This window comes from Serratia myotis (genome assembly GCF_027474885.1).
Lineage (GTDB): Bacteria > Pseudomonadota > Gammaproteobacteria > Enterobacterales > Enterobacteriaceae > Serratia > Serratia proteamaculans.
Window position 1 is genome coordinate 5,299,466 of the sequence record NZ_CP099707.1, and the last position, 25,833, is coordinate 5,325,298.

At 54.7% G+C, this 25,833-nt stretch carries 18 protein-coding genes, 4 tRNA genes, 3 rRNA genes and 1 riboswitch; of the genes, 3 read left to right on the forward strand and 22 right to left on the reverse strand.

The genetic code is table 11. From position 1 onward, the window contains the following. Nucleotides 1-5: 5 nt before the first annotated feature. The 6 genes from ilvD to NHG65_RS24925 all read right to left on the reverse strand — a co-directional run bounded on the left by ilvD (nt 6) and on the right by NHG65_RS24925 (nt 6,428). Complete coding sequence (ilvD, locus tag NHG65_RS24900) at nt 6-1,856, reverse strand: dihydroxy-acid dehydratase (RefSeq protein WP_085119955.1); 1,851 nt, start codon at nt 1,854-1,856, stop codon at nt 6-8. A 116-nt stretch (nt 1,857-1,972) separates the two neighbouring features. Continuing rightward, nucleotides 1,973-2,899 (reverse strand): branched-chain amino acid transaminase, encoded by a 927-nt coding sequence (locus NHG65_RS24905; RefSeq protein WP_099065445.1) that lies wholly within the window; start codon nt 2,897-2,899, stop codon nt 1,973-1,975. 21 nt (nt 2,900-2,920) lie between these two features. Beyond that, nucleotides 2,921-3,178, reverse strand: a complete 258-nt coding sequence (ilvM, locus tag NHG65_RS24910) for an acetolactate synthase 2 small subunit (RefSeq protein ID WP_012147433.1) — start codon at nt 3,176-3,178, stop codon at nt 2,921-2,923. Then, entirely contained in the window at nt 3,175-4,821 is a 1,647-nt protein-coding gene (gene ilvG, locus NHG65_RS24915; protein WP_207980118.1) for an acetolactate synthase 2 catalytic subunit, read from the reverse strand. The genes ilvM and ilvG overlap by 4 nt, the downstream gene beginning before the upstream one ends. Nucleotides 4,822-4,963: 142 nt before the next feature. Beyond that, entirely contained in the window at nt 4,964-5,062 is a 99-nt protein-coding gene (gene ilvL, locus NHG65_RS24920; protein ID WP_015962288.1) for an ilv operon leader peptide, read from the reverse strand. A 133-nt stretch (nt 5,063-5,195) separates the two neighbouring features. Next, on the reverse strand, nt 5,196-6,428 hold the full coding sequence (locus tag NHG65_RS24925) for an MFS transporter (protein WP_099065443.1): 1,233 nt from the start codon (nt 6,426-6,428) through the stop codon (nt 5,196-5,198). A 341-nt stretch (nt 6,429-6,769) separates the two neighbouring features. Here NHG65_RS24925 and NHG65_RS24930 point away from each other — a divergent pair, with 341 nt between their 5' ends. Next, the gene (locus NHG65_RS24930) at nt 6,770-8,293 is read left to right on the forward strand and encodes a YifB family Mg chelatase-like AAA ATPase (RefSeq protein ID WP_207980117.1); all 1,524 of its coding nucleotides are present in this window, start codon (nt 6,770-6,772) and stop codon (nt 8,291-8,293) included. A gap of 27 nt (nt 8,294-8,320) precedes the next feature. Here the strand turns inward: NHG65_RS24930 and NHG65_RS24935 are convergent, their stop codons facing one another. Further along, nucleotides 8,321-8,659 (reverse strand): MaoP family protein, encoded by a 339-nt coding sequence (locus NHG65_RS24935; protein WP_085119975.1) that lies wholly within the window; start codon nt 8,657-8,659, stop codon nt 8,321-8,323. Between the two features lie 119 nt (nt 8,660-8,778). Between NHG65_RS24935 and hdfR the strand changes: the two genes are divergently transcribed. Further along, nucleotides 8,779-9,606 (forward strand): HTH-type transcriptional regulator HdfR, encoded by an 828-nt coding sequence (hdfR, locus tag NHG65_RS24940; RefSeq protein WP_099065463.1) that lies wholly within the window; start codon nt 8,779-8,781, stop codon nt 9,604-9,606. A gap of 4 nt (nt 9,607-9,610) precedes the next feature. Here the strand turns inward: hdfR and yjfF are convergent, their stop codons facing one another. From yjfF to btuB, 13 genes are all read right to left on the reverse strand, one after another. Beyond that, complete coding sequence (gene yjfF / locus NHG65_RS24945; protein WP_099065441.1) at nt 9,611-10,603, reverse strand: galactofuranose ABC transporter, permease protein YjfF; 993 nt, start codon at nt 10,601-10,603, stop codon at nt 9,611-9,613. Beyond that, nucleotides 10,600-11,601 carry a galactofuranose ABC transporter, ATP-binding protein YtfT gene (gene ytfT, locus NHG65_RS24950; RefSeq protein WP_198404506.1) on the reverse strand — a complete coding sequence of 334 codons (1,002 nt, stop codon included), beginning with the start codon at nt 11,599-11,601 and terminating at the stop codon, nt 10,600-10,602. The genes yjfF and ytfT overlap by 4 nt, the downstream gene beginning before the upstream one ends. Nucleotides 11,602-11,618: 17 nt before the next feature. Then, nucleotides 11,619-13,133 (reverse strand): galactofuranose ABC transporter, ATP-binding protein YtfR, encoded by a 1,515-nt coding sequence (gene ytfR, locus NHG65_RS24955; RefSeq protein ID WP_261427804.1) that lies wholly within the window; start codon nt 13,131-13,133, stop codon nt 11,619-11,621. Nucleotides 13,134-13,156: 23 nt separating this feature from the next. After that, nucleotides 13,157-14,113 carry a galactofuranose ABC transporter, galactofuranose-binding protein YtfQ gene (ytfQ, locus tag NHG65_RS24960; RefSeq protein WP_261427806.1) on the reverse strand — a complete coding sequence of 319 codons (957 nt, stop codon included), beginning with the start codon at nt 14,111-14,113 and terminating at the stop codon, nt 13,157-13,159. A 318-nt stretch (nt 14,114-14,431) separates the two neighbouring features. Beyond that, nucleotides 14,432-14,507: transfer RNA gene (locus NHG65_RS24965), tRNA-Trp, on the reverse strand. Nucleotides 14,508-14,560: 53 nt separating this feature from the next. Continuing rightward, nucleotides 14,561-14,637 (reverse strand) — tRNA-Asp (locus tag NHG65_RS24970). A 94-nt stretch (nt 14,638-14,731) separates the two neighbouring features. Next, nucleotides 14,732-14,847: ribosomal RNA gene (rrf, locus tag NHG65_RS24975) — 5S ribosomal RNA — on the reverse strand. Nucleotides 14,848-14,949: 102 nt separating this feature from the next. Next, nucleotides 14,950-17,858, reverse strand: a 23S ribosomal RNA gene (locus tag NHG65_RS24980). Nucleotides 17,859-18,052: 194 nt separating this feature from the next. Further along, a tRNA-Ala gene (locus NHG65_RS24985) sits at nt 18,053-18,128 on the reverse strand. A 125-nt stretch (nt 18,129-18,253) separates the two neighbouring features. Continuing rightward, nucleotides 18,254-18,330: transfer RNA gene (locus NHG65_RS24990), tRNA-Ile, on the reverse strand. Nucleotides 18,331-18,432: 102 nt separating this feature from the next. Beyond that, nucleotides 18,433-19,975 (reverse strand): 16S ribosomal RNA (locus NHG65_RS24995). The 16S, 23S and 5S rRNA genes sit together here with 4 tRNA genes alongside, the layout of an rRNA operon. Nucleotides 19,976-20,417: 442 nt before the next feature. Beyond that, nucleotides 20,418-21,281, reverse strand: coding sequence for a glutamate racemase (murI, locus tag NHG65_RS25000; RefSeq protein WP_499182788.1), 864 nt, complete (start codon nt 21,279-21,281; stop codon nt 20,418-20,420). Continuing rightward, complete coding sequence (gene btuB, locus NHG65_RS25005) at nt 21,226-23,097, reverse strand: TonB-dependent vitamin B12 receptor BtuB (protein ID WP_099063861.1); 1,872 nt, start codon at nt 23,095-23,097, stop codon at nt 21,226-21,228. The genes murI and btuB overlap by 56 nt, the downstream gene beginning before the upstream one ends. A 68-nt stretch (nt 23,098-23,165) precedes the next feature. After that, nucleotides 23,166-23,377, reverse strand: a riboswitch (cobalamin riboswitch). A gap of 121 nt (nt 23,378-23,498) precedes the next feature. Here btuB and trmA point away from each other — a divergent pair. Beyond that, a complete protein-coding gene (gene trmA / locus NHG65_RS25010) occupies nt 23,499-24,602 on the forward strand; it encodes a tRNA (uridine(54)-C5)-methyltransferase TrmA (RefSeq protein ID WP_499182789.1) in 1,104 nt (367 codons plus the stop codon). A gap of 44 nt (nt 24,603-24,646) precedes the next feature. On the opposite strand, the gene NHG65_RS25015 is transcribed toward trmA, so the two are convergent. Further along, nucleotides 24,647-25,015, reverse strand: a complete 369-nt coding sequence (locus tag NHG65_RS25015; RefSeq protein ID WP_099063863.1) for a YijD family membrane protein — start codon at nt 25,013-25,015, stop codon at nt 24,647-24,649. Between the two features lie 13 nt (nt 25,016-25,028). Continuing rightward, nucleotides 25,029-25,661: an HTH-type transcriptional repressor FabR gene (gene fabR / locus NHG65_RS25020; RefSeq protein WP_085120094.1), complete on the reverse strand. Its 633-nt coding sequence runs from the start codon at nt 25,659-25,661 to the stop codon at nt 25,029-25,031. Nucleotides 25,662-25,833: the final 172 nt, after the last annotated feature.

The window sequence follows — 25,833 nt, forward strand, 5'->3', positions numbered from 1 at the left end:
GTGCTTTAGCCTCCCAGCTTGCTCTTGTCGCGCACGGCACCTTTGTCGGCGCTGGTCGCCAGTGTGGCGTAGGCGCGCAGAGCGAAGGAAACCTGGCGCTCACGATTTTTCGGTGTCCAGGCCTGATCGCCACGCGCCAGTTCAACTTCACGGCGTGCCGCCAGTTCGCTGTCCGTCACGTCCAGTACCATGCTGCGTTTTGGAATATCGATGTCGATCATGTCGCCATCTTCAATCAGCGCAATCAGGCCACCGCTGCCCGCTTCCGGAGAAACGTGGCCGATAGACAGGCCGGAGGTACCGCCGGAGAAACGGCCGTCGGTGATCAGCGCACAGGCTTTACCCAGCCCCATGGATTTCAGGTAAGTGGTCGGATAGAGCATTTCCTGCATGCCCGGCCCGCCCTTTGGCCCTTCGTAGCGGATCACCACTACGTCGCCGGCAACCACTTTGCCGCCGAGGATCGCTTCCACCGCGGTGTCCTGGCTTTCGTACACTTTTGCCGGACCGCGGAAGGTCAGGTTGTCTTTGTCGACACCGGCGGTTTTTACAATGCTGCCGTCCAGTGCCATGTTGCCGTACAGTACGGCCAGGCCACCTTCCAGGCTGAAGGCATTTTCCAGCGAGCGGATACAGCCTTCTGCGCGATCATCGTCCAGCGTGTCCCAACGACAATCCTGCGAGAACGCCTGAGTAGTACGGATACCCGCCGGACCGGCGCGGAACATTTTCTTCACCGCTTCGTCCTGAGTCAGCATGATGTCGTACTGATTCAGCGTTTCCGTCAGCTTCAGGCCCAGGATGTTGTCGACGTCGCGGTTCAACAGACCCGCACGATCCAACTCGCCCAGGATGGCCAGTACGCCACCGGCACGGTGTACGTCTTCCATATGGTATTTCTGGGTGCTTGGCGCCACTTTGCACAGGTGCGGTACCTTGCGTGACAGACGATCGATATCTTCCATGGTGAAATCGATCTCGCCTTCCTGAGCCGCCGCCAACAGGTGCAATACGGTGTTGGTCGAGCCGCCCATGGCGATATCCAGCGTCATGGCGTTTTCAAATGCAGCCTTGTTGGCAATGCTGCGTGGCAGTGCGCTTTCGTCGTCCTGCTCGTAGTAACGCTTGGTCAGCGCAACGATGCGTTTACCGGCGTTGAGGAACAGATCCTTACGGTCAGCGTGGGTCGCCAGCAGCGAGCCGTTACCCGGCTGAGACAGGCCCAGCGCTTCGGTCAGGCAGTTCATCGAGTTGGCGGTGAACATACCGGAACAGGAGCCGCAGGTTGGACAGGCGGAACGTTCGATCTGCGCACTGTCGGCATCGCTGACGTTCGGGTTGGCACCCTGGATCATGGCGTCGATCAAATCCAGCTTGATTATCTTGTCGGACAGCTTGGTTTTGCCGGCTTCCATCGGGCCGCCGGAAACGAAAATCACCGGAATGTTCAGGCGCAGTGACGCCATCAGCATCCCCGGGGTGATTTTGTCGCAGTTGGAGATACACACCATCGCATCCGCGCAGTGGGCATTCACCATGTATTCAACCGAGTCGGCGATCAATTCGCGCGACGGCAGGGAATAGAGCATGCCGCCGTGGCCCATGGCGATACCATCATCCACCGCAATGGTGTTGAACTCTTTGGCGACGCCGCCTGAAGCTTCGATCTGTTCGGCAACCAGCTTGCCCAAATCACGCAGATGCACATGGCCCGGAACGAACTGGGTAAATGAGTTGACCACCGCAATAATGGGTTTACCAAAATCGTCGTCGGTCATTCCGGTCGCGCGCCATAATGCGCGGGCACCTGCCATGTTGCGGCCGTGGGTGGTGGTGGCGGAACGGTACTTAGGCATGCTCTTCACTCCAAATGTATTTATTACAGGCGGCGAACGAACCGCCTGGATATTCTTATCTGTCTGTCAATTTACCCTATGAATTTCAAGCTTCAGCTTAAAAGGCGATGGGTAAATTATGGATTTACCGGATCCAGCCAACCGTACTTGTCTTCGGTCTTGCCAGTGAACAGGCCAAAGAACGCCTGTTGGATCTGTTTGGTCACCGGGCCGCATTTACCAATGCCGACCTGGATGCCGTCAACGCTGCGAACCGGGGTAATTTCTGCGGCGGTACCAGACATGAACACTTCGTCGGCCAGGTACAGCGACTCGCGTGACAACACTTGCTCACGCACTTCAAAGCCCATGTCTTTCGCCAGCTTGATGATGGCGTCGCGGGTGATGCCCGGCAGCGCGGAAGAAGTAAACGGCGGGGTGAACAACACGCCGTCTTTCACTTCAAACAGATTCTCACCTGCGCCTTCGGAAATATAGCCGTGCACATCCAGCGCAATCCCTTCCTGATAACCGTGGCGGCGCGCTTCACTGCCCACCAGCAGGGAGGAAAGATAGTTACCACCGGCCTTGGCCGCGGTTGGGATGGTATTCGGTGCCACACGGTGCCAGGACGAAACCATTGCATCGATGCCTTGTTCCAGCGCCTCTTCACCCAGATACGCGCCCCAAGGAAACGCCGCGATAATCACGTCGGTTTTGTAACCGTCCGGTGGGTTTACTCCCATACCGACGTCACCGACAAACACCAGCGGACGAATATAAGCGCTGACCAGATTGTTTTTACGCAGCGTGGCGCGACAGGCTTCCATCAGCTCATCAACGCTTTGCGATACCGGCATGCGGTAGATTTTTGCCGAATCATGCAGGCGCTGCATATGTTCACGGTGACGGAAGACCACCGGACCTTTATGGGAGTCGTAGCAACGGACCCCTTCAAACACCGAAGTGCCGTAGTGCAACGCATGTGACATCACGTGCACTTTGGCGTCAGCCCAGGGAACCATCTCACCATTGAACCAAATGTAATCGGCTTTCTTCGTCATTATTCTTATCCTTCTCGCGCATCAGGCGCGTATTTGTTGTGATGTTTGTTGCTGGATCTCAACGCAGGAGACATCCATCAGTTTGCTCAACTGAGATGACAGTAGATCCACCGGGCGCTGGCTGGCAACGGTCAATTCAATATTAATCTTGTCGGTGTTTGCAGCCGTTGCCATATTCATAGCACAAACCTGAAAGCCACGATGACGCACGACGCGCAATACGCGCTCTAACATTTCAGGGCGAAAACGGGCCTGGATCGAGAGTTGATGCTGCATCATGATATTTTCTCCAACATGGTTTCGTTACCGGCACCCGGCGGCACCAGCGGCCAGACGTTTTCAAGCTCATCGATCGACACATGCAGCATGTAAGGCCCTTCGCTGTTGAATAAGGCATCGAGCGCGCCTGCGACCTGGTCTTTACGGGTGATACGCTGGCCGGGGATACCAAAAGCATTGGCCAGCATCAGGAAATCGGGGTTATCGGAAAGGTTGGTTTCACTGTAGCGCCCGTCAAAAAACAGTTGCTGCCACTGGCGAACCATCCCCAAGCGCTGGTTATCCAGCAGAACGATTTTCAGCGGTAACTGCTTGCGTTTGATGGTGCCCAGTTCCTGCACATTCATCATGAACGAACCGTCGCCCGATACGCAGATCACCGTATCCTCCGGGCGGGCCATCTGGGCACCAACTGCGGCCGGGACGCCAAAGCCCATGGTGCCCAAACCGCTGGAGGTGATGAAATTCTCCGGACGTTCAAAGGTCATGTGCTGTGCAGTCCACATCTGGTGCTGGCCGACGTCGGTGGTGATCACGCTGTTAGCGGGCTTGCGCTCGGACAGTTGCTTCAACAGCAGCGGCGCGTAGATCGGCTGGCCTGGGTGATCGTAGCGCCAGGTATGGGTTTCTTTCAGTTCAACCACTCGCTGTTGCCAGGCGGTGATATTCAGCGGCTGCTGCAACGCCGGCAACAAGGCTTTCAAATCCCCCTGCAGTGCCACGTGTGCCTGACGCAATTTGCTCATTTCCGCCGGGTCGATATCCATGTGGATCACCTTGGCGTGCGGGGCGAAAGCATTCAGTTTGCCGGTCACGCGATCGTCAAAACGCGCGCCAACGGCAATCAGCAAATCGCATTCCTGTACCGCCAGATTGGCGGCTTTGGTGCCGTGCATACCCAACATACCAAGATAATACGGCTGCTCCGCGTCCGGTGCGCCCAGCCCTTTCAGCGTGGCAACGTTGGGCATTTGGGTTACCGCGATAAACTCACGCAGCGCCGGTACCGCCTGCGCCATGCCAACCCCACCACCGACGTACAACATCGGCTTGTGTGCCTGCGCCAGCAATTCGAAGGCCTGCGCCAATTCCGCTGTCGGGTAATGAAGTTCTTCCACTACCGGCATCAGGTGCGGATGTAATTCACCCTGAGCCAGTTGGATGTCTTTCGGGATGTCGATCAGCACCGGGCCAGGGCGACCGCTGCTGGCGATGGCAAAGGCTTCCGCCATGATGCCCGGCAGCGCGTCCAGTGATTCCACCAGGAAGCTGTGTTTGGTACAGGCCAGAGACAGGCCGAGGACATCGATCTCCTGAAAGGCATCGGTACCAATCAGTGCAGAACCCACCTGGCCGGTAATCGCCACCACCGGAACAGAATCCAGCAGCGCATCGGCCAGGCCGGTGATCAGGTTGGTGGCGCCAGGGCCGGAAGTGGCGATACAAACGCCGACCTTGCCGGTTGAGCGGGCATAACCAATGGCGGCCATTGCGGCGCCTTGCTCGTGGCGGCACAGCAGGTGTTCCACCCCGCCGTCATACAATGCATCGTAGACCGGCATGATTGCGCCACCCGGGTAGCCGAATACCGTATCAACCCCCTGTGCACGCAACGCTTGTACTACCCACTGAGCCCCATTCATAGTTATTTCCCCGCCTTACTTCGACAACCGCAGGATTTTGTTCTGTTATTCATTGTCTTATCCTCGCTTCACTTTTCTCTTGCCAATAAAAAACCCCCGGACCTTTCGGTGCGGGGGTTCTCTTGCGATTCCGGCTTGTTTTCTAAGCCATTCTTCGTCCAAGTGCAGCCCCGCACGGTGGGATAATAATCACCACCACGCTAATCACGACTAGGCTAATCACTTGGGCAAAGGCTTTCATAATAAGTTTGTTCACTGTGCTCGTTTCGAACTAATACCTACAGAGGTACCATAGTCCCGCGCGGCATGACAACACTTTTTTTGCGTTATTATCCGGCGCAATCTGGTCATACCTCGTGCAAAAAGCCCGGATTTCAAACGTTAGCCTGCACACCCGAAGATTTCGCCTCGCCCGAGATCGCCTTGCTGCCCGTGTCCTTACCCAAGAACACCAATAGCGCAATGACGATGGCCACCGTGCCGGCGATAATCGCCATCGCCAGCCCGTAATTATGGCCATGATGCTCGGCAATCGTCGCCTGCAGCGTGGCGTTGACCGAAGCAATCAGATTACCCAGTTGGTAAACAAACCCCGGCAGTACCGCACGGGTATTGGCCGGCACCAGTTCGGTGAGATAAGTCGGTATCACGCCCCAGGCACCCTGCACCATGAACTGCATCAGGAAAGCACCAATCCCCAGCATCAGCGAGCCGCTGGAAAATGCCCACAGCGGGATCACCGGCAATGCCAGTAGCGCAGCAATGATAATCGCCTTCCGGCGGCCAATTTTTTCCGATAGCGCACCAAAGAAAACACCGCCGATAATTGACGCGATATTGTAGCTAATGGCGATGATACTGACGGTTTTAGGGTCGAAACCGTGCTGAACTTTCAAAAATACCGGGTACATATCCTGAGTGCCGTGCGAGAAGAAATTGAATGCCGCCATCAGCAACACCAGATAGCCGCACAGCTTCCAGTGGCTCTTCAGCACCGGCAGCAGCGCACTGCTTTCCTTGCGTTCACGCGCCGCCAGCCACACCGGCGACTCCTGCACGCAGTAGTAGATAAATGGCAGCAGTAAAATCGGTGCTGCGCCGATCACGAACATCCCACGCCAGCCAATCACCTCAAACAGCAGGCCATATACCACCGCCGCCAACAGATACCCAAAGGGGTAACCGGCCTGGAAAATCCCCGACATCAGGCCACGCGAGCGGTCTGGGATGGTTTCCAGCGCCAGCGACGATGCCACACCCCAGATCCCCCCCATCGCCACGCCATACAACACGCGCAGTATCAGGAATACCGTCAACGACGGTGCCGCAGCGGACAACAGCTCAAAGATCGAGAAGAAGACAATATTCAGCATCAAAATCGGTTTGCGGCCGTATTTTTCCGCCGCCCGGCCGAAGATCAGTGCGCCAATCGGGCGCACTGCCAACGTCAGCAGGATCGCCAGCGTCACCTCCTCCATGCCGACATGGAAAGATTGCGCAATATCGCTGAGCAGAAAGACCAGCACGAAAAAATCGAAAGCATCAAGCGTCCAGCTTGAAAAGCTGGCGATGGCTGCATTGCGTTGCAGCGGGGTCCAACCAAACATAGTGTTATCCCTACTCTGGAATACGAGGTCATGAGGTTTAGCGGCTGCCGTGTCGGAAGGCGACGGCGGTCGGAGTTTGTTAACGAAGTGATTTTTATTTTAATCAATTGTTAAATACACCCATTCCCCCTCTCACCGCAACTTGGTTAGCCTGCTAATTTGTTGCAGCATTCACGCAATTGTTAGGGGGTATTGCCACCCTTTGCGCAGCTCTGCACAAAAATTCGTTATCTTTATGAAATTTATAATTTTAATTACGACTCAGCACGCAAATACCCCAAGCTTGCCGCACTCCGCTGGCCCATCTCCCGCATCATGTTGCCTTCAGCAAGGAGAGCAACATGGCACTGGCGGTTATTTATACCCGAGCCACACTGGGCGTTCAGGCCCCGTCGGTTACGGTGGAAGTGCATATCAGCAACGGACTACCCGGCCTGACCATGGTCGGCCTGCCGGAAACCACGGTGAAAGAAGCCCGCGATCGGGTGCGCAGTGCCCTGATCAATAACGGCTTCACCTTTCCCGCCCGGCGCATCACCGTCAATCTGGCACCCGCCGATTTACCCAAGGAAGGCGGCCGTTACGACCTGCCGATTGCTCTGGCGATCCTCGCGGCCTCCGAACAGTTGCCGGCTGATAAGCTGGCGCGTTATGAGTTCCTGGGAGAGTTGGCGTTATCCGGTGCACTACGGGGAGTCAGTGGCGCGATACCCGCCGCGTTGGCGGCGCTGGATGCGGGCAGGCAGTTGATTTTGGCTACCGCTAATGGCCGGGAGGTGGGGTTGATTACCCAGAGCGAAACCCTTGTGGCAGAACACCTGCTGGAGGTGTGTGCCTTTCTGTTAGGCAAGGGCGACTTACCGGCAGCCAGCGCACCGCCGGCAACGGAGACGACGCAGGAGCCTGCCGATCTGCAAGATATTCTGGGCCAGGAACAGGCGAAACGGGCGCTGGAGATCGCCGCCGCCGGGGGCCACAACCTGCTGCTGGTCGGCCCACCGGGGACCGGGAAGACCATGCTGGCCAGCCGTTTGAATGGCCTGCTGCCCCCGCTGACCGACCGTGAGGCGCTGGAGAGCATCGCCGTCGCCAGCCTGCTGCACCATCCCGCGCAAGCGCTGCCGTGGCGACAGCGGCCGTTTCGTGCACCGCATCACAGTGCTTCGATGGCCGCGCTGGTTGGCGGCGGCTCACTGCCGCGACCGGGTGAGATTTCCATGGCGCACAACGGCGTGCTGTTTCTTGATGAGTTACCTGAATTCGAAAGACGGGTGCTGGATGCCCTGCGTGAACCGCTGGAGTCTGGCGAGATCGTCATTTCACGCGCCACGGCCAAGGTCTGCTTTCCGGCCAGGGTACAGTTGATCGCAGCCATGAACCCCAGCCCAACCGGGCATTATCAGGGCATGCACAACCGCGCGTCCCCACAACAGGTGCTGCGCTATCTCGGACGGCTTTCAGGGCCGTTCCTCGATCGCTTCGATTTATCGATTGAGGTGCCGCTGCTGCCACCGGGCGTGCTAAGCAAACGACGCATCGCCGGTGAAAGTAGCGCACAGGTACGGGAGCGGGTGCTGTTGGCACGTGAAAGGCAGCTCGAACGTGCCGGGAAGATCAATGCCCTGCTAAATAATCACGAGGTTGAACGGGATTGCGCACTGAGCGAGGCAGATGCGGACTTTCTTGAGACGACGTTAAACAAATTGGGATTATCGGTTCGCGCCTGGCAACGGATTTTAAAAGTGGCTCGCACACTGGCAGATTTGGCGGGGGATCGGGAGATTGATAAGCGCCATTTGAGCGAAGCGCTTGGCTACCGCAGTATGGACCGCCTGTTGCTGCAGCTGCACCGCAGCCTGGAATAAAAATGGGGCCCAAAGGCCCCATCGATATCAGTCGTCGCTGTCGGTGTAATCTTCCACCGCATCAGCCTGCGGCTTGCCGCCGGACAGGGTATGGAATTTTTTCGGGCGGCGTGTGCGCACCAGATATTTAGCCCATACTTTTTCCTGCTCGGTAACCGGCTCACGCTCACCGTGGCACACTGCGACGAACAACTGTTCTTCTTCAGTGACCGGCTGACGTTTGCCTGCGTCCAGCTCGTTGAACGCATACCCGAAACGCTCTAGTAATTGCGCTTCTTTAATGGTGAAATCGCCGTGACGGGAGAACCCGCGAGGATAATGTTTATTATCAAAAAAACGATTGGTCGTGGTGAAGCTATCCGCCATCTGACACGCTCCTAATTCTCTCATGGCCGTGCTGTTTATGGCGCGGAGTATTAGATAGGCTTGACATTGTGTAAAACAAAACATTTAAATCTTAACGATAAAAATTTCTGGAGATGGGTGTGGATACCGAATTACTGAAAACCTTTTTGGAGGTCAGTAGAACGCGTCACTTTGGCCGAGCTGCAGAATCCTTGTACTTAACGCAGTCTGCCGTCAGTTTTCGTATCCGCCAGTTAGAAACCCAATTGGGCGCGAATTTATTCACTCGTCATCGTAACAATATCCGGCTGACGCCAGCTGGGGAGCGGCTTCTGCCTTATGCTGAGAGCCTGATGATGACCTGGCAATTGGCAAAAAAAGAGGTGGTGCGTTCGCTGCAGCATACCGAATTGTCCATCGGCGCCACCGCGTCGCTGTGGGAAGCTTATCTGACCCCGTGGCTGCAATCGCTGTATCAACAACGTGAGGCGTTACAACTGGAAGCCAGGGTGGCATTACGGCACTCTTTGGTAAAACAGCTGCATGAAAGGCAGCTCGATTTGCTCATTACCACCGAGCCACCCAAGATGGATGAACTGGCCAGCCAGCTATTGGGCAATTTTTCGCTGCGGCTGTTCTCCTCCACCCTGCGTGATAAACAGGCGCCGATGCCCTATATCAAGCTGGAATGGGGGGCGGATTTCCACCAACAGGAAAGCCGTATGCTGGAAGGGGATACCCTGCCGGTGCTGACCACCACCTCCGCACACCTGACCCGACAACTGCTGGAAACCACCGGCGGCTGTGCCTTCCTGCCCAGCCAATGGGAGAAGGACTATCCGCAGTTGGCCGCCACCGCCGATATCCCGCCGATTATCCGCCCGCTGTACGCCGTTTGGCTGCAAAATAGCGACCAACAGCCGTTGATCCGCCAACTGTTGAAAATACCTTTAAATACCACAGCATGAGGCGCTATAACGGCTTCAGACGAGGATGGCGGGGTTTGGTTCGTCTGCCAAGCCAAAACGCGCTCATCGCCTTCTGAAGGCCGATAAAGCAGAACAGCAGGATGCCGATAACGATTTTGGTCCACCAGGAGCTGAGCGTACCGTCGAAAGTGATGTAACTCTGAATCAGCCCCTGGATCAGCACGCCAAACAGCGTACCCAGCACGGTACCGACCCCGCCAGTCAACAAGGTGCCACCAATCACTACCGCGGCAATGGCATCCAGCTCCACGCCGCTGGCGGCCAGCGCGTAGCCTGCCGAGGTATACAACGAGAAAATAATCCCGGACAAGGCTGCCAATGTGCCTGAGAGCATATAAATCAGCACCGTCGTACGCTGCACAGGCACGCCCATCAGTGCCGCAGACACCCGGTTACCGCCGATGGCGTAGACGTTGTGGCCAAAGCGGGTGCGGTGCGCTAACACTATGCCGACCGCCACCACCATTAGCATCACCAACGCCAACAGAGTAAAGCGGCCACCGCCCGGCAGTTTCCAGGCATAGTTCGCCAGCGCGGCATACAACGGATGATCAATGGGAATCGACTCTTCCGAGACGATAAAACTCATGCCCCGCACGAAGAACATTCCAGCCAGCGTGATGATAAACGCCGGAAGTTTCAGTACATCAATAATCCAACCCATCAATGCGCCGAACGAAGCGCCCATCAGCAGCGCAATAACAAACGCATAGCCCGGTGCAATACCGTAGGTTCCGATCAATTTGGCCAATAGCACCCCGGTGAAGGCGATCACCGAGCCAACCGACAGATCGATACCGCCGGAAAGGATCACAAACGTCATGCCTACCGCAACGATGCCAAGAAAGGCGTTGTCGGTCAGCAAGTCACACCATACCCGCGTTGAAGCAAAACTGGGGAACTGAGTGAGGCAAAAACCATAGCCCAAAAGGAACACCAGGACAGTAATCAACAGTGGAAGATTACGTTTGATCATGGCTTTCTTCTCCTAAGCAGTTGGCGCAACGAGACGCTGGGTGATTGCACCATCAGCACCGCCAGCACCACGATCGCCTTCAGTACCAGATTAAATTCCGGCCGATAGCCGGACAGCAGAATACCGGTATTCATCCCCTGAATGATTAATGCTCCCACCACCGACAACAGCAGGTTAAAACGCCCGCCCAGCAATGAGCCGCCACCAATCACCACCGCCAGGATCGCATCCAGCTCCAGCCACAGCCCGGCATTGTTGGCGTCTGCACCGCGGATGTCCGCCGTGACGATAATCCCGGCCACCGCAGCACAGAGTCCGCAGATGACATATACCGCCATCACCACCCAGCGCGTACTGACCCCCGCGTTGCGTGCCGAGCGCAGATTGATGCCCACGGCTTCGATAAACAGCCCCAGCGCCGTTTTACGCGTCAGCAGCCAGATCAACAGCAGCATCACTGCGGCAATGATCGCCGGCATCGGCAGATACATCAGCGCACCGCTGCCAAGCCGAGCCAACCCTTCTCGTTCAAAGGTGACGATTTGTCCTTCGGTGATCAGTTGCGCAATACCACGACCGGCCACCATCAGCATCAGCGTGGCGACAATCGGTTGTATCTGCAGTACTGCCACCAGAAAGCCGTTCCACAGGCCACACAGCGCACCCGCCGCCAAGGCAGCCGCCAGCACGTAACCCAGCGGATAACCGGCGCTGGTCAGCGTTGCGGCCGTGGCACCGGCAATAGCCATCACGGCCCCCACCGAAAGGTCGATACCACCGGTGGCGATCACTAACGTCATGCCTAATGCCAATAACGCTACCGGCGCGCCACGGTTAACAATGTCGATCACACTGCCAAACAGTCGACCATCCTGAATGTGGATGGAAAAGAAATTCGGGGCGACCAGGCTGTCGATTAACAAAATCACCGCCAGCGCCCCCAGTTGTGTCGCCCCTGCGGGGAAGACCCATCTGACTTTACGTGGTCCACCGGTCATGGAGAAACTCCTGAGGTTCATTCGGCCCCCTGCTGCGCGGCTATCGCCTGCATGATCGCAGGTACCGTAATGGCGTCATGCTCAAGCTGCGCCACGTGTTTTCTGTCGCGTAGCACCAGGATACGATCGGCATAGCCCGCCAGCTCTTCCAGTTCGGACGAAATCACCAGCAGCGCCAGCCCTTCATCACAGAGTTTTTCGATCAAGCGGATGATTTCAGCATGCGCGCCAACGTCAATGCCGCGCGTTGGTTCGTCCAGGATCAAAAAGCGCGGTTTGGTTGCCAGCCAGCGAGACAGCAACACCTTCTGCTGATTTCCGCCGGACAGATATTGGATCTGCTGCTCCGGCCCCGGCGTGCGAATGCCCAACAGTTGGATATAATCCTCGGCAATATGGGTTTGTTCCCGCAGTGATAACGGTTTTAACCAACCGCGTTGCGCCTGCAGGGCCAGAATGATGTTTTCCCTTACCGTCGCAGCACCGACAATCCCGTCGGTTTTTCGGTCCTCCGGGCAATAACCAAAACCGAGGCTGGCAGCTTTACGGGGCGTGCGGATGTTCACCGTACGACCCTCAACTTTCGCACTGCCGCTATCACGCGGTTTGATGCCGAATATCAGCTGAGCCGTTTCCGTGCGGCCAGAGCCCAGCAGACCGGCCAAGCCTACAATTTCGCCCGGACGGATTTGCAGATCAAAGGGTTCAACCATGCCGCGTCGTCCATAACCCCTGAATTCGACCAGGGATGGCGCATCCGTTGGCGCGTGCTCACCTCGTTTAAGCAGCGACTCGTCAAACGCGTGGCCAAGCATCATCTGTACCAATTCCAGACGCGGTAAATCAGCGGTAATTCGGGTCCCCACTAACTTACCGTTGCGCAGTACAGTGATGCGATCGCAAATACGGTAAACCTGATCGAGGAAGTGGGTGACAAAGATCATCCCCATGCCCTGGCTGCGGAGCTGGCCGAGAATACCCAGTAACATGCTGACTTCTTTGGCATCCAGACTGGCAGTTGGCTCATCCAGGATCAGAACTTTGGCCGACAAGTCGACCGCCCGCGCGATAGCGATAATCTGCTGGATCGCAATGGAGTAATTGCCCAATGGCTGACTGACATCCAACTGTAATCCATACCCCAGCAAAAGCTGCCGGGCCTGGTGCAGCAGCTTTTTTTGATCGACCAGGCCGAAGCGCGTTGGCTCACGGCCAATGAACAAATTAGCCGCCACCGAGATGTTCGGCAGCAAGTTAACTTCCTGATAAACCGTACCAATCCCCAGCAGCTGCGCCTGTGCAGTACTCTGTGGGGCAATGGCGGTACCCTCCAGCAATATCTCACCGGCGGAACGCTGATAAACCCCGGTTAGCGCTTTGATTAGCGTAGATTTCCCCGCGCCATTTTCACCCAGCAGCGCCATAATCTCTCCGCGCTGTAACGTGACATCAACCTGCTCCAGCGCTTTAACGCCAGGAAACTCAACGGATAATCCCTTAATCGCCAATAACGTGGTTTGAGATGTGACCATCTTCTGTCCCGCCGGTGAGTGGATTAATAGCCCATGCTTTTCTTCAGCTCAAATTCCTGTTTCGCGGTATCCGGCTGCAGCAGTTTCGATTCGGTCTGGATAAACTTCGGCGGCTGAGTGCCATCTTTTTTCATCGCCAGCAACGCATCAAACGCCGGGCCGGCCATATTCGGCGTCAGCTCGACCGTGGCGTTGGCTTCACCATTCACCATCGCTTTGAATATGTCAGGGACACCGTCGATAGAGACAATTTTGATCTGTGAACCCGGTTTTAAGCCCGCCTCTTTGATTGCCTGAATAGCACCGATCGCCATGTCGTCGTTATGCGCATACACCGCACAAATATTTTTGCCGTTTTGCTCGGCCTTGATAAAGCTTTCCATCACTTCTTTGCCCTTGCTGCGGGTAAAGTCGCCGGATTGTGAGCGGATGATTTTAACGTTGGCAGCGGTGGCTATGCCGTCGGCAAAGCCTTTCTTGCGGTTGATGGCGACACTGGAGCCCACGGTCCCCTGCAGTTCCACCACGTTACAGGGCTTGCCGGCGACCTCTTTAACCAGCCACTCGCCTGCAACCTTGCCTTCATGCACGCTGTCGGACGCCACGGCTGCGGTATACAGCGAGGGATCGTTCACTTCGATCATCCGGTCGAGCAGGAATACCGGGATCTTGGCCTCTTTGGCCTCTTGCAGTACCGGAGTCCACCCGGTGGCGACTACCGGTGCAATGAAAATGGCATCAACACCCTGGGCGATGAAGGATCGGACCGCTTTGATCTGGTTTTCCTGTTTTTGCTGCGCATCGGCGATTTTTAACGTAATACCACGCTTTTCCGCTTCCTGTTTCGAAACCTTGGTTTCCGCAGAGCGCCAGCCCGATTCGGAACCAATCTGAGAAAAACCGACGACCAACGGTGCCGCCTGTACCGTACTTATCAATGCGCCAGTGATGGCGGCCGCTAACAGCAGACGTTTAACCATGTTTGTTCTCCCCGCACTGCCCTGGCTCCTGGTGGCCTCAGACAGCGGTAACTGTTGTTGTGTATGCTGCATATTTTTCTGGTGAACTAGGTATCCAAAGACTCGGACACCCATTAGGTGTAGTCGAAAATCAGGCAGGAATAATGAGCGGCATCACATCACGGGAGAACAACCATTTTGTACATGGATCCAGCTAAAAATGTCTAAATTGGGAACAGGTTTGGTAGGGTTTTTAGGCAATTTATCAGGGGAATAGCGAGGATTTAGGAAAAGTAGAAAGCAAAAAAAACCCTTCGCTTTCGCAAAGGGTTCCTAATATGGCAGGGGCGGAGAGACTCGAACTCGCGACACCCGGTTTTGGAGACCGGTGCTCTACCAACTGAGCTACGCCCCTAAATCATGCTTAACATTATGCCTGCTAAAATTAGCAGGCATAATTTAAATAAGTGGCGGAACGGACGGGGCTCGAACCCGCGACCCCCTGCGTGACAGGCAGGTATTCTAACCAACTGAACTACCGCTCCACCGGTTCTTTCACGTTACATCTTTCGATGTGGCAAGACCGCTCATGGCGATCTTGCTCATTACCAGGTGTCAAACCGATAACGTTTAATTGATGCCTGGCAGTGTCCTACTCTCGCATGGGGAGACCCCACACTACCATCGGCGCTACGGCGTTTCACTTCTGAGTTCGGCATGGGATCAGGTGGGACCACCGCGCTATTGCCGCCAGGCAAATTCTGTTTCATTCCAACCGCTACTACCCGTAGCCATCAGAACCAATCTCGGAACGTCGCTGAAAATCTACTCTCAAATCAAAACACTTTTGGTGTTGTAAGGTTAAGTCTCACGGATCATTAGTACTGGTTAGCTCAATGCATCGCTGCACTTACACACCCAGCCTATCAACGTCTTAGTCTTAAACGTTCCTTCAGGGGGATCAAGTCCCCAGGGAAGACTCATCTCGAGGCAAGTTTCGCGCTTAGATGCTTTCAGCGCTTATCTTTTCCGCACTTAGCTACCGGGCAATGCCATTGGCATGACAACCCGAACACCAGTGGTGCGTTCACTCCGGTCCTCTCGTACTAGGAGCAACCCCTCTCAATCTTCCAACGCCCACGGCAGATAGGGACCGAACTGTCTCACGACGTTCTAAACCCAGCTCGCGTACCACTTTAAATGGCGAACAGCCATACCCTTGGGACCTACTTCAGCCCCAGGATGTGATGAGCCGACATCGAGGTGCCAAACACCGCCGTCGATATGAACTCTTGGGCGGTATCAGCCTGTTATCCCCGGAGTACCTTTTATCCGTTGAGCGATGGCCCTTCCATTCAGAACCACCGGATCACTAAGACCTACTTTCGTACCTGCTCGAGCCGTCACTCTCGCAGTCAAGCTAGCTTATGCCTTTGCACTAACCTCACGATGTCCGACCGTGATTAGCTAACCTTCGTGCTCCTCCGTTACTCTTTGGGAGGAGACCGCCCCAGTCAAACTACCCACCAGACACTGTCCTCACCCCGGATTACGGGGCCGAGTTAGAACATCAAACATTAAAGGGTGGTATTTCAAGGTTGGCTCCACGCAGACTGGCGTCCACGCTTCAAAGCCTCCCACCTATCCTACACATCAAGGCTCAATGTTCAGTGTCAAGCTATAGTAAAGGTTCACGGGGTCTTTCCGTCTTGCCGCGGGTACACTGCATCTTCACAGCGAGTTCAATTTCACTGAGTCTCGGGTGGAGACAGCCTGGCCATCATTACGCCATTCGTGCAGGTCGGAACTTACCCGACAAGGAATTTCGCTACCTTAGGACCGTTATAGTTACGGCCGCCGTTTACTGGGGCTTCGATCAAGAGCTTCGCCTTGCGGCTGACCCCATCAATTAACCTTCCAGCACCGGGCAGGCGTCACACCGTATACGTCCACTTTCGTGTTTGCACAGTGCTGTGTTTTTATTAAACAGTTGCAGCCAGCTGGTATCTGCGACTGGCTTCAGCTCCGAGAGCAAGTCTCTTCACCTACGCGCCAGCGTGCCTTCTCCCGAAGTTACGGCACCATTTTGCCTAGTTCCTTCACCCGAGTTCTCTCAAGCGCCTTGGTATTCTCTACCTGACCACCTGTGTCGGTTTGGGGTACGATTTGATGTTACCTGATGCTTAGAGGCTTTTCCTGGAAGCTTGGCATCAACTACTTCTGCACCGTAGTGCATCGTCATCACGCCTCAGGGTTGAATAAGTAACCGGATTTACCAAGTCACTCCCCCTACACGCTTAAACCGGGACAACCGTCGCCCGGCTAGCCTAGCCTTCTCCGTCCCCCCTTCGCAGTAACACCGAGTACAGGAATATTAACCTGTTTCCCATCGACTACGCCTTTCGGCCTCGCCTTAGGGGTCGACTCACCCTGCCCCGATTAACGTTGGACAGGAACCCTTGGTCTTCCGGCGAGCGGGTTTTTCACCCGCTTTATCGTTACTTATGTCAGCATTCGCACTTCTGATACCTCCAGCAACCCTCACAGGCCACCTTCAACGGCTTACAGAACGCTCCCCTACCCAACAACGCCTAAGCGTCGCTGCCGCAGCTTCGGTGCATGGTTTAGCCCCGTTACATCTTCCGCGCAGGCCGACTCGACCAGTGAGCTATTACGCTTTCTTTAAATGATGGCTGCTTCTAAGCCAACATCCTGGCTGTCTATGCCTTCCCACATCGTTTCCCACTTAACCATGACTTTGGGACCTTAGCTGGCGGTCTGGGTTGTTTCCCTCTTCACGACGGACGTTAGCACCCGCCGTGTGTCTCCCGTGATAACATTCTTCGGTATTCGGAGTTTGCATCGGTTTGGTAAGCCGGGATGGCCCCCTAGCCGAAACAGTGCTCTACCCCCGAAGATGAGTTCACGAGGCGCTACCTAAATAGCTTTCGGGGAGAACCAGCTATCTCCCGGTTTGATTGGCCTTTCACCCCCAGCCACAAGTCATCCGCTAATTTTTCAACATTAGTCGGTTCGGTCCTCCAGTTAGTGTTACCCAACCTTCAACCTGCCCATGGCTAGATCACCGGGTTTCGGGTCTATACCTTGCAACTATTCGCCCAGTTAAGACTCGGTTTCCCTACGGCTCCCCTATACGGTTAACCTTGCTACAAAATATAAGTCGCTGACCCATTATACAAAAGGTACGCAGTCACCCAACTAGTAGGCTCCCACTGCTTGTACGTACACGGTTTCAGGTTCTATTTCACTCCCCTCGCCGGGGTTCTTTTCGCCTTTCCCTCACGGTACTGGTTCACTATCGGTCAGTCAGGAGTATTTAGCCTTGGAGGATGGTCCCCCCATATTCAGACAGGATGTCACGTGTCCCGCCCTACTCATCGAACTCACAATTAATGCATTTTAGTGTACGGGACTATCACCCTTTACTGTGCGACTTTCCAGACGCTTCCACTAACACAAGAACTGATTCAGGTTCTGGGCTCCTCCCCGTTCGCTCGCCGCTACTGGGGGAATCTCGGTTGATTTCTTTTCCTCGGGGTACTTAGATGTTTCAGTTCCCCCGGTTCGCCTCATACGACTATGTATTCATCGTATGATAGTGCAACGAATTGCACTGGGTTTCCCCATTCGGGTATCGCCGGTTGTAACGGTTTATATCACCTTACCGACGCTTATCGCAGATTAACACGCCCTTCATCGCCTCTGACTGCCTAGGCATCCACCGTGTACGCTTAGTCACTTAACCTCACAACCCAAAAGTGTTTCCACCTTCGTGCTGCTACATTTGAGAGACTCTATGACAGGTTAGTCCTTACTCCAGTACTTCTACGGAGGAGTAAGTTTCAGCTGTCATGTTTCAATTTTCAGCTTGTTCCAGATTGTTAAAGAGCAAAATCTTAAACGTGATTCTTGCGAATCAGTTTTAAGATTTTTTTGATATGGTGGAGCTAAGCGGGATCGAACCGCTGACCTCCTGCGTGCAAGGCAGGCGCTCTCCCAGCTGAGCTATAGCCCCATATCAGAAAAGCATTTTTCTACACCCTGTCTACTACCTTCGCCAATTCGCTTCTAGTCAAAGCGAAGTCCTGCGACGTTTACTCACGTAAACAACCAGGGCGACAACGCAGGATAGGAGGGAATTGGTGGGTCTGAGTGGACTTGAACCACCGACCTCACCCTTATCAGGGGTGCGCTCTAACCACCTGAGCTACAGACCCGACAAGGTGCTTTAAGGCTTAACCGGGAAGATTAAACCTTATGCTCTCTTTCATTTCATCAGACAATCTGTGTGAGCACTACACGCAATCAATATCATTAGGTAAGGAGGTGATCCAACCGCAGGTTCCCCTACGGTTACCTTGTTACGACTTCACCCCAGTCATGAATCACAAAGTGGTAAGCGCCCTCCCGAAGGTTAAGCTACCTACTTCTTTTGCAACCCACTCCCATGGTGTGACGGGCGGTGTGTACAAGGCCCGGGAACGTATTCACCGTAGCATTCTGATCTACGATTACTAGCGATTCCGACTTCACGGAGTCGAGTTGCAGACTCCGATCCGGACTACGACGTACTTTATGAGGTCCGCTGGCTCTCGCGAGTTCGCTTCTCTTTGTATACGCCATTGTAGCACGTGTGTAGCCCTACTCGTAAGGGCCATGATGACTTGACGTCATCCCCACCTTCCTCCGGTTTATCACCGGCAGTCTCCTTTGAGTTCCCACCATGACGTGCTGGCAACAAAGGATAAGGGTTGCGCTCGTTGCGGGACTTAACCCAACATTTCACAACACGAGCTGACGACAGCCATGCAGCACCTGTCTCACAGTTCCCGAAGGCACTAAGGCATCTCTGCCGAATTCTGTGGATGTCAAGAGTAGGTAAGGTTCTTCGCGTTGCATCGAATTAAACCACATGCTCCACCGCTTGTGCGGGCCCCCGTCAATTCATTTGAGTTTTAACCTTGCGGCCGTACTCCCCAGGCGGTCGACTTAACGCGTTAGCTCCGGAAGCCACGCCTCAAGGGCACAACCTCCAAGTCGACATCGTTTACAGCGTGGACTACCAGGGTATCTAATCCTGTTTGCTCCCCACGCTTTCGCACCTGAGCGTCAGTCTTTGTCCAGGGGGCCGCCTTCGCCACCGGTATTCCTCCAGATCTCTACGCATTTCACCGCTACACCTGGAATTCTACCCCCCTCTACAAGACTCTAGCTTGCCAGTTTCAAATGCAGTTCCCACGTTAAGCGCGGGGATTTCACATCTGACTTAACAAACCGCCTGCGTGCGCTTTACGCCCAGTAATTCCGATTAACGCTTGCACCCTCCGTATTACCGCGGCTGCTGGCACGGAGTTAGCCGGTGCTTCTTCTGCGAGTAACGTCAATGCAATGTGCTATTAACACACTACCCTTCCTCCTCGCTGAAAGTGCTTTACAACCCGAAGGCCTTCTTCACACACGCGGCATGGCTGCATCAGGCTTGCGCCCATTGTGCAATATTCCCCACTGCTGCCTCCCGTAGGAGTCTGGACCGTGTCTCAGTTCCAGTGTGGCTGGTCATCCTCTCAGACCAGCTAGGGATCGTCGCCTAGGTGAGCCATTACCCCACCTACTAGCTAATCCCATCTGGGCACATCTGATGGCGTGAGGCCCGAAGGTCCCCCACTTTGGTCCGAAGACGTTATGCGGTATTAGCTACCGTTTCCAGTAGTTATCCCCCTCCATCAGGCAGTTTCCCAGACATTACTCACCCGTCCGCCGCTCGTCACCCAGAGAGCAAGCTCTCCTGTGCTACCGCTCGACTTGCATGTGTTAGGCCTGCCGCCAGCGTTCAATCTGAGCCATGATCAAACTCTTCAATTAAAAGCTTGATTTGCTTCAACTCGTGAAGCGATGCTCGAAAATAACTTTCGTAATAGTCGTTCTGTTGGACAAGCCAACGAAACAACGTATTGCTTGGTCACTCTTCAAGACTTGATATTTTTTCGAACCCGAAGGTTCTGGATATCGTCTTGTGGAGTGCCCACACAGATTGTCTGATAAATTGTTAAAGAGCGTTCGTTACTGAGATAACTCTCGGTAACGCGGGAGGTGCATATTACGCTTTCCCGCTGAAGAGTCAAGCTTTTTTCTTATTAAGAAACGGTGTTTTCACCGGCTTGCTTCTTCCTGGCTGGGCGACTGGTTCTCGTTAGAGGAGTCGTTGTTCCCGGTCAGTGGAGGCGCATTATAGGGAGTTCTCAGAACGCCGCAACCCCTAATTTCAATATTTTTTCCGACCGTTGAATGTTTAACCAAAACAGCCTTAAACAGGCAGTTTTTTCAACGATTTAAAGCCATATCCCTGCAGAACGGGCAATAAAGCATCAGTGTCTTCATTTAACGCCATGCAATACGCCAAATTGTCTTCCTGAGTCGACACCAGAGCTTCCTGCGTTGAAATCAGCCAGGCGGTACGACGAGCAATCGCCGCGCCGGAATCGATCAACCGGGTTCCCTCAGGCAACACCTGCATTAACTCTTCTGCTAATAGAGGAAAGTGGGTGCAACCGAGTACGACAGTATCCGGCGGTTCGCGCATGCTCAGCCATGGCTGCAGGATTTTCTTCAGCGTCGCCAACGGTACGACGTCACCGTGCAACTTGGCTTCTGCCAGTTCCACCAGCTCTGAAGACCCCAATAGTTCGATCTTGCAATCGGTAGCGAAGCGGGCAATCAACTCATGGGTATAGGTGCGCTGTACGGTACCACGGGTAGCCAACAGGCCGACGACGCCATTGGCGGTCAGACGGGCAGCAGGTTTGATGGCAGGCACCACGCCGACGACCGGGAAGGTAAAGCGTTCGCGCAAAGCCGGCAGGGATACGGTACTGGCAGTGTTACAAGCGATGATGACTATCGCCAGAGGATGGCGCTGTTGCACCGCGCTGACAATCTCCAGCACGCGCTCAACAATAAACTCTTCGGATTTCTCACCGTAGGGAAACGCCACATTATCGAAGGCGTATATATAGTGGAGGTCCGGCAGCAGTTGCCGAACCTCTTGATACACCGATAACCCGCCGACGCCGGAGTCAAATACCAGTACCGTCGGACGGGCCTTCCCGGTGGTGTTAGAAGGTATAGCTTCCAGTGAGGTAGTATTCTCTTCCTGGAGTAGCGTAGCCATAAGCCGTCTCATAATCTTTATCAAACAGGTTGGCGATTCTACCACGAACTGTCAGATGAGATGTGACCGGATACGAAACTGCGAGATCCCACAGGCTGACGCCGCCGAGTTTGACGCTTTGCTCAGGGTAGGTGCTGTAGTCTTTGTCATAGCGCTCCCCCAGGTATTGATAGGTGACCGCCCAGTCAAAATCATAGACCTGCCAGTCCAGCTCATACTTCACTTGCTGTTTGGCGCGACGCAGCAGCACTTCGTTGGTTTTGGCATTGCGTGGGTCGACATAGTCGTAGCCGATGTGGTGGGTTAACGGACCGGTATCAAACGAGGCCGTGGCTTCTATACCTTTAATAGTAGCCTTGCCGATATTGTAATAAACGTAATTGGTCTCCCCAGTGGAATCAATCAGGTTATCAATATCGTTACGGTAACCGGAAACGCGCCAGGTCACTGGACCAGTCAACCCTTCAAAGCCGCCTTCCCACTGTTTACTTTCTTCCGGCTTCAAATCGGTATTATTACCAAAGTTGCCATACAGCTGGCCCATATTTGGGGCTTTAAACGCCGTGCCATAGGAAGCAATAAAGCGGTACCCTTCGACAAACTCCCAGCCCGCGCTGGTTTGCCAGGTGCCATGCCAGCCGAATTCAGAATGATCGTCACCACGCACCGCCCCTTCCAGGGTTACCGGGCCAACCAACTGCTGTGCGGTCAGATAGATACCGGCATTACGCTGACTTTTCTCACCGTTGACCGTGGTGGAATTCGGCTTGATCTCCTGGTGCTGCCAATCAACCCCCGAACTGACCGTCCCCTGACCCAACTGCAGGGTATTCCCCCACTGCAGGTTGTATTGCTCTGAATCCACCAGACTTGCCGAACTGTCATGCATACCCAGTCGAGGATCGTAATCATAATCCTTGCTATGGCTATAGCTGCCAATCAGTTGTGTCGCGTAGATACCTTCTTTATAACGCAGGCCGGTATCCCAGGTCTGGCTGTACAGCTTGCGAGTATCTACCAGTGGGCTGGTCGGGGAGGAATAATAAGCATCGTAAGCCGTACGGTTGTCATAACCATAACCACGCACAAAGCCGCTAATGGCCTCATTGAACTGATGGTCAACGGCGCCGTACAGCGCTTTACTCATGTAGCCATCGCGATCCTGCTGGCTCTGCATACCGGTACTGCCGTAAGCCACTACATCATAGCCTTTGGTATAGGTATAGTTGCCGGCGAGCGTCGCCACCGTGCTGTCGCCCAACTGTTGCTGAGTGGAAGCGTCATAGGCCTGATAGCCGTTTGAACCCACACCGGCAGAAAGCGTAGTGCCGTTCTTTTCACGGGTGGTAATAATGTTCACCACGCCACCGATGGCATCGGAACCATAGACAGCCGAACGCGGTCCGCGAATATATTCGACTTTCTGCACCAGCGAAATCGGGATCTGGCTAAGGTCAGAAGAACCACTGATGCCGGCCTGGTTAAGGCGAATACCGTCGATCAACACCAGGACATGGCTGGAGTTGGTACCGCGGATAAACAGCGAGCTTTTTTGTCCCAGGCCACCATTCTGCCCGACATCCACCCCCGGCAGGCGGCGCATCACGTCGGTCAGGCTTTTTGCCTGCCAGCGGTCGATATCATTGCGGGTGACGACAGAGGTGGGTGCCAGTACGGAAGAAACCGGCTGTGGAAAGCGGTTGGCGGAAACCACCAGATCATCGCTGTTATTGGCTGTGGTGTTGTCTTGCGCCCATCCAGAAAAAGCCGTGATGGAAGAAACCACCGCCAGCAGTGTATTTTTTGTAATTGTCATGAAAAAGCATCCAAACTTAATTGGTGGATGCCGCAGGATCATGGCCGGTATTTCGCGACGGCCACGGACATTGCGACGTAACACCGGCAGGTCTTCGGGCTTGGGAGTTGCGGGCAGCCTGTGAGCTACCTGCACCGGGCGATGACTTCCCATCCTGCAATGGACAGTGTCTGCGTAAAACGCTATCGCCGTGACTTCCCCTTACCGCTGCGCGTCAGCTCCGGATTCGAACCGGATTCCCTTTTCACTCGCTGCTTGAGGCCGGATGACAATGCTACGATCAATGTAAATAGATGTCTAGACTGCTACCAATGTTACAAATAATAAACGCGACAAAACTGGACTTCACGGGCTGATTCCCTACAATCCCCGCTGATCAAATTTGCCTGACGAGAAGAAACATGACGCCCGAGAATTTGCCTATTGAACGTTACGATGACCAACTGGCGGAGAAAACTGCCCGGCTGAAGACGCTGATGTCACCGTTCACGGCACCCGAGCCGGAAGTGTTCCGCTCGCCTGTCAGCCACTACCGCATGCGCGCCGAATTCCGCATCTGGCATGATGAAGACGAGATGTACCACATCATGTTTGATCAACAGACCAAGCAGCGCATCCGTGTCGATCAGTTCCCCGCCGCCAGCGAATTAATTAACCGCCTGATGAGTGCACTGATCGCCGCCATCAAGCCAGAGCCTGTTCTGCGCCGCAAACTGTTCCAGATTGACTACCTGTCGACCCGCAGCGGCAAAATCATCGCCTCACTGCTGTATCACCGCAAGCTGGACGACGCCTGGCAGCAGCAGGCAGAAAAGCTGCGTGATGATCTGCGCGCACAGGGCTTTGACCTGCAGCTGATTGGCCGTGCGTCGAAAATGAAAATCATGTTGGATCAGGATTACGTCGACGAAGTGCTGCCGGTCGCCGGCCGCGACATGATCTACCGTCAGGTGGAAAACAGCTTCACCCAGCCGAATGCGGCGCTGAACATACAGATGCTGGAATGGGCGCTGGACGCGACCGCCGGTTCCAAAGGCGATCTGTTGGAGCTGTATTGCGGCAACGGTAACTTCTCGTTGGCACTGGCACGTAACTTCGAGCGGGTACTGGCGACCGAAATAGCCAAACCTTCGGTCGCGGCGGCGCAATACAACATTGCCGCCAACCATATCGATAACGTGCAGATTATCCGCATGGCAGCGGAAGACTTTACTCAGGCGATGAACGGAGTCCGCGAGTTTAATCGGTTGAAAGGTATCCACTTGAGCAGTTATAACTGCGAAACCATCTTTGTCGATCCGCCACGCAGTGGGCTGGATGATGAAACGGTGAAAATGGTGCAGGCCTACCCGCGTATTTTGTATATCTCATGCAACCCGGAAACGCTGTGCGCCAATCTGGAAACTTTGCAGGAAACCCATCGGGTCAGCCGCCTGGCGCTGTTTGACCAGTTCCCGTACACCCATCATATGGAATGTGGCGTACTGTTGGAAAAACGCGTTTAATCTGACAGGGGCGCCATTATTGCTGCGCCCCTGCTTTACGCCCATCAGGCCGGCGTATTCTCATCCAGCGCCTTGCGCGCCTTCAGCTTGATACCAATCCAGAACACCAACGCCACGGAAATGATCGCCGGCAGGAAGTTAGAGCCAATCTGCGGGTATTCGGCCCGGACGATCGCACTGTACAACAACACCCCCAGCAGGAAACTCGCGGCGGCCAGTTTGGGCATGCCGTCCGGCATCGCACGGTGCAAATAACGCTGGTGCAGACAGTAAACCGCCAACACCAAAGTCAGGATAGGGAAAATCGAAAACGGCACCACCGAGCTGAACAGCGCGGCGAACGAACCGTTGATCGACAGGCCGGCAATCAACGCCAGCAGTAAGGTACCATTCTCACGGCTTGGTTTTTCCATCGCTTTCTACCTTTTATACGTGGGATACAGAAGCTTTTTCTTGTTGGCGGCGATACCAATAATAAGCACCCTTGGAAATCATCCGCAGTTGCAACACTAAACGTTCCTCAAGCCGACGCCGCTGTTCGATATCGATGTCCAGCGCTTCAGCACCGGCACTAAACACGATGGTCACCATGGCTTCCGCCTGCGCCTCGGTGAAACTGCGCGGCATATGGTTTTCCAGCTCGAGGTAATCCGCCAGTTCGGCGATAAAATGTTGGATCTCACGCGCCACCGCCGCACGGAAGGCCGACGAGGTGCCGGAGCGTTCACGCAGCAACAGACGGAAGGCGTTGGGATTGTTACCGATAAACTCCATAAAGGTGGAGACCGAGGTGCGGATCACGCTGCCGCCCTTGGCAATACGCTGGCGTGCCTGGCGCATCAGTTGACGCAGCATCAGGCCGCTTTCATCAACCATGGTTAATCCCAGCTCATCCACGTCACGAAAGTGACGGTAAAATGACGTCGGTGCGATGCCCGCTTCACGCGAGACTTCACGCAGGCTCAGGCTGGCAAAGCTGCGTTCGGCGCTTAGCTGGCTGAAGGCCGCCTCAATGAGGGAACGACGAGTCCGTTCTTTTTGTTGTGCTCTGACGCCCATATGCATATCCAGATAAGATCCATTTTGTCAGTCTAACGCCGTAGACCCGGCAATATAGCAAATTTTATTGCAACAGCATTTATACAAACGCGTCCTGTCACAGTTTCCGCCTGCACCATTTGTGCTTTGCCTCAAAAAGCCTAATGGTGATTGGGCACTCAGCGCTATGATG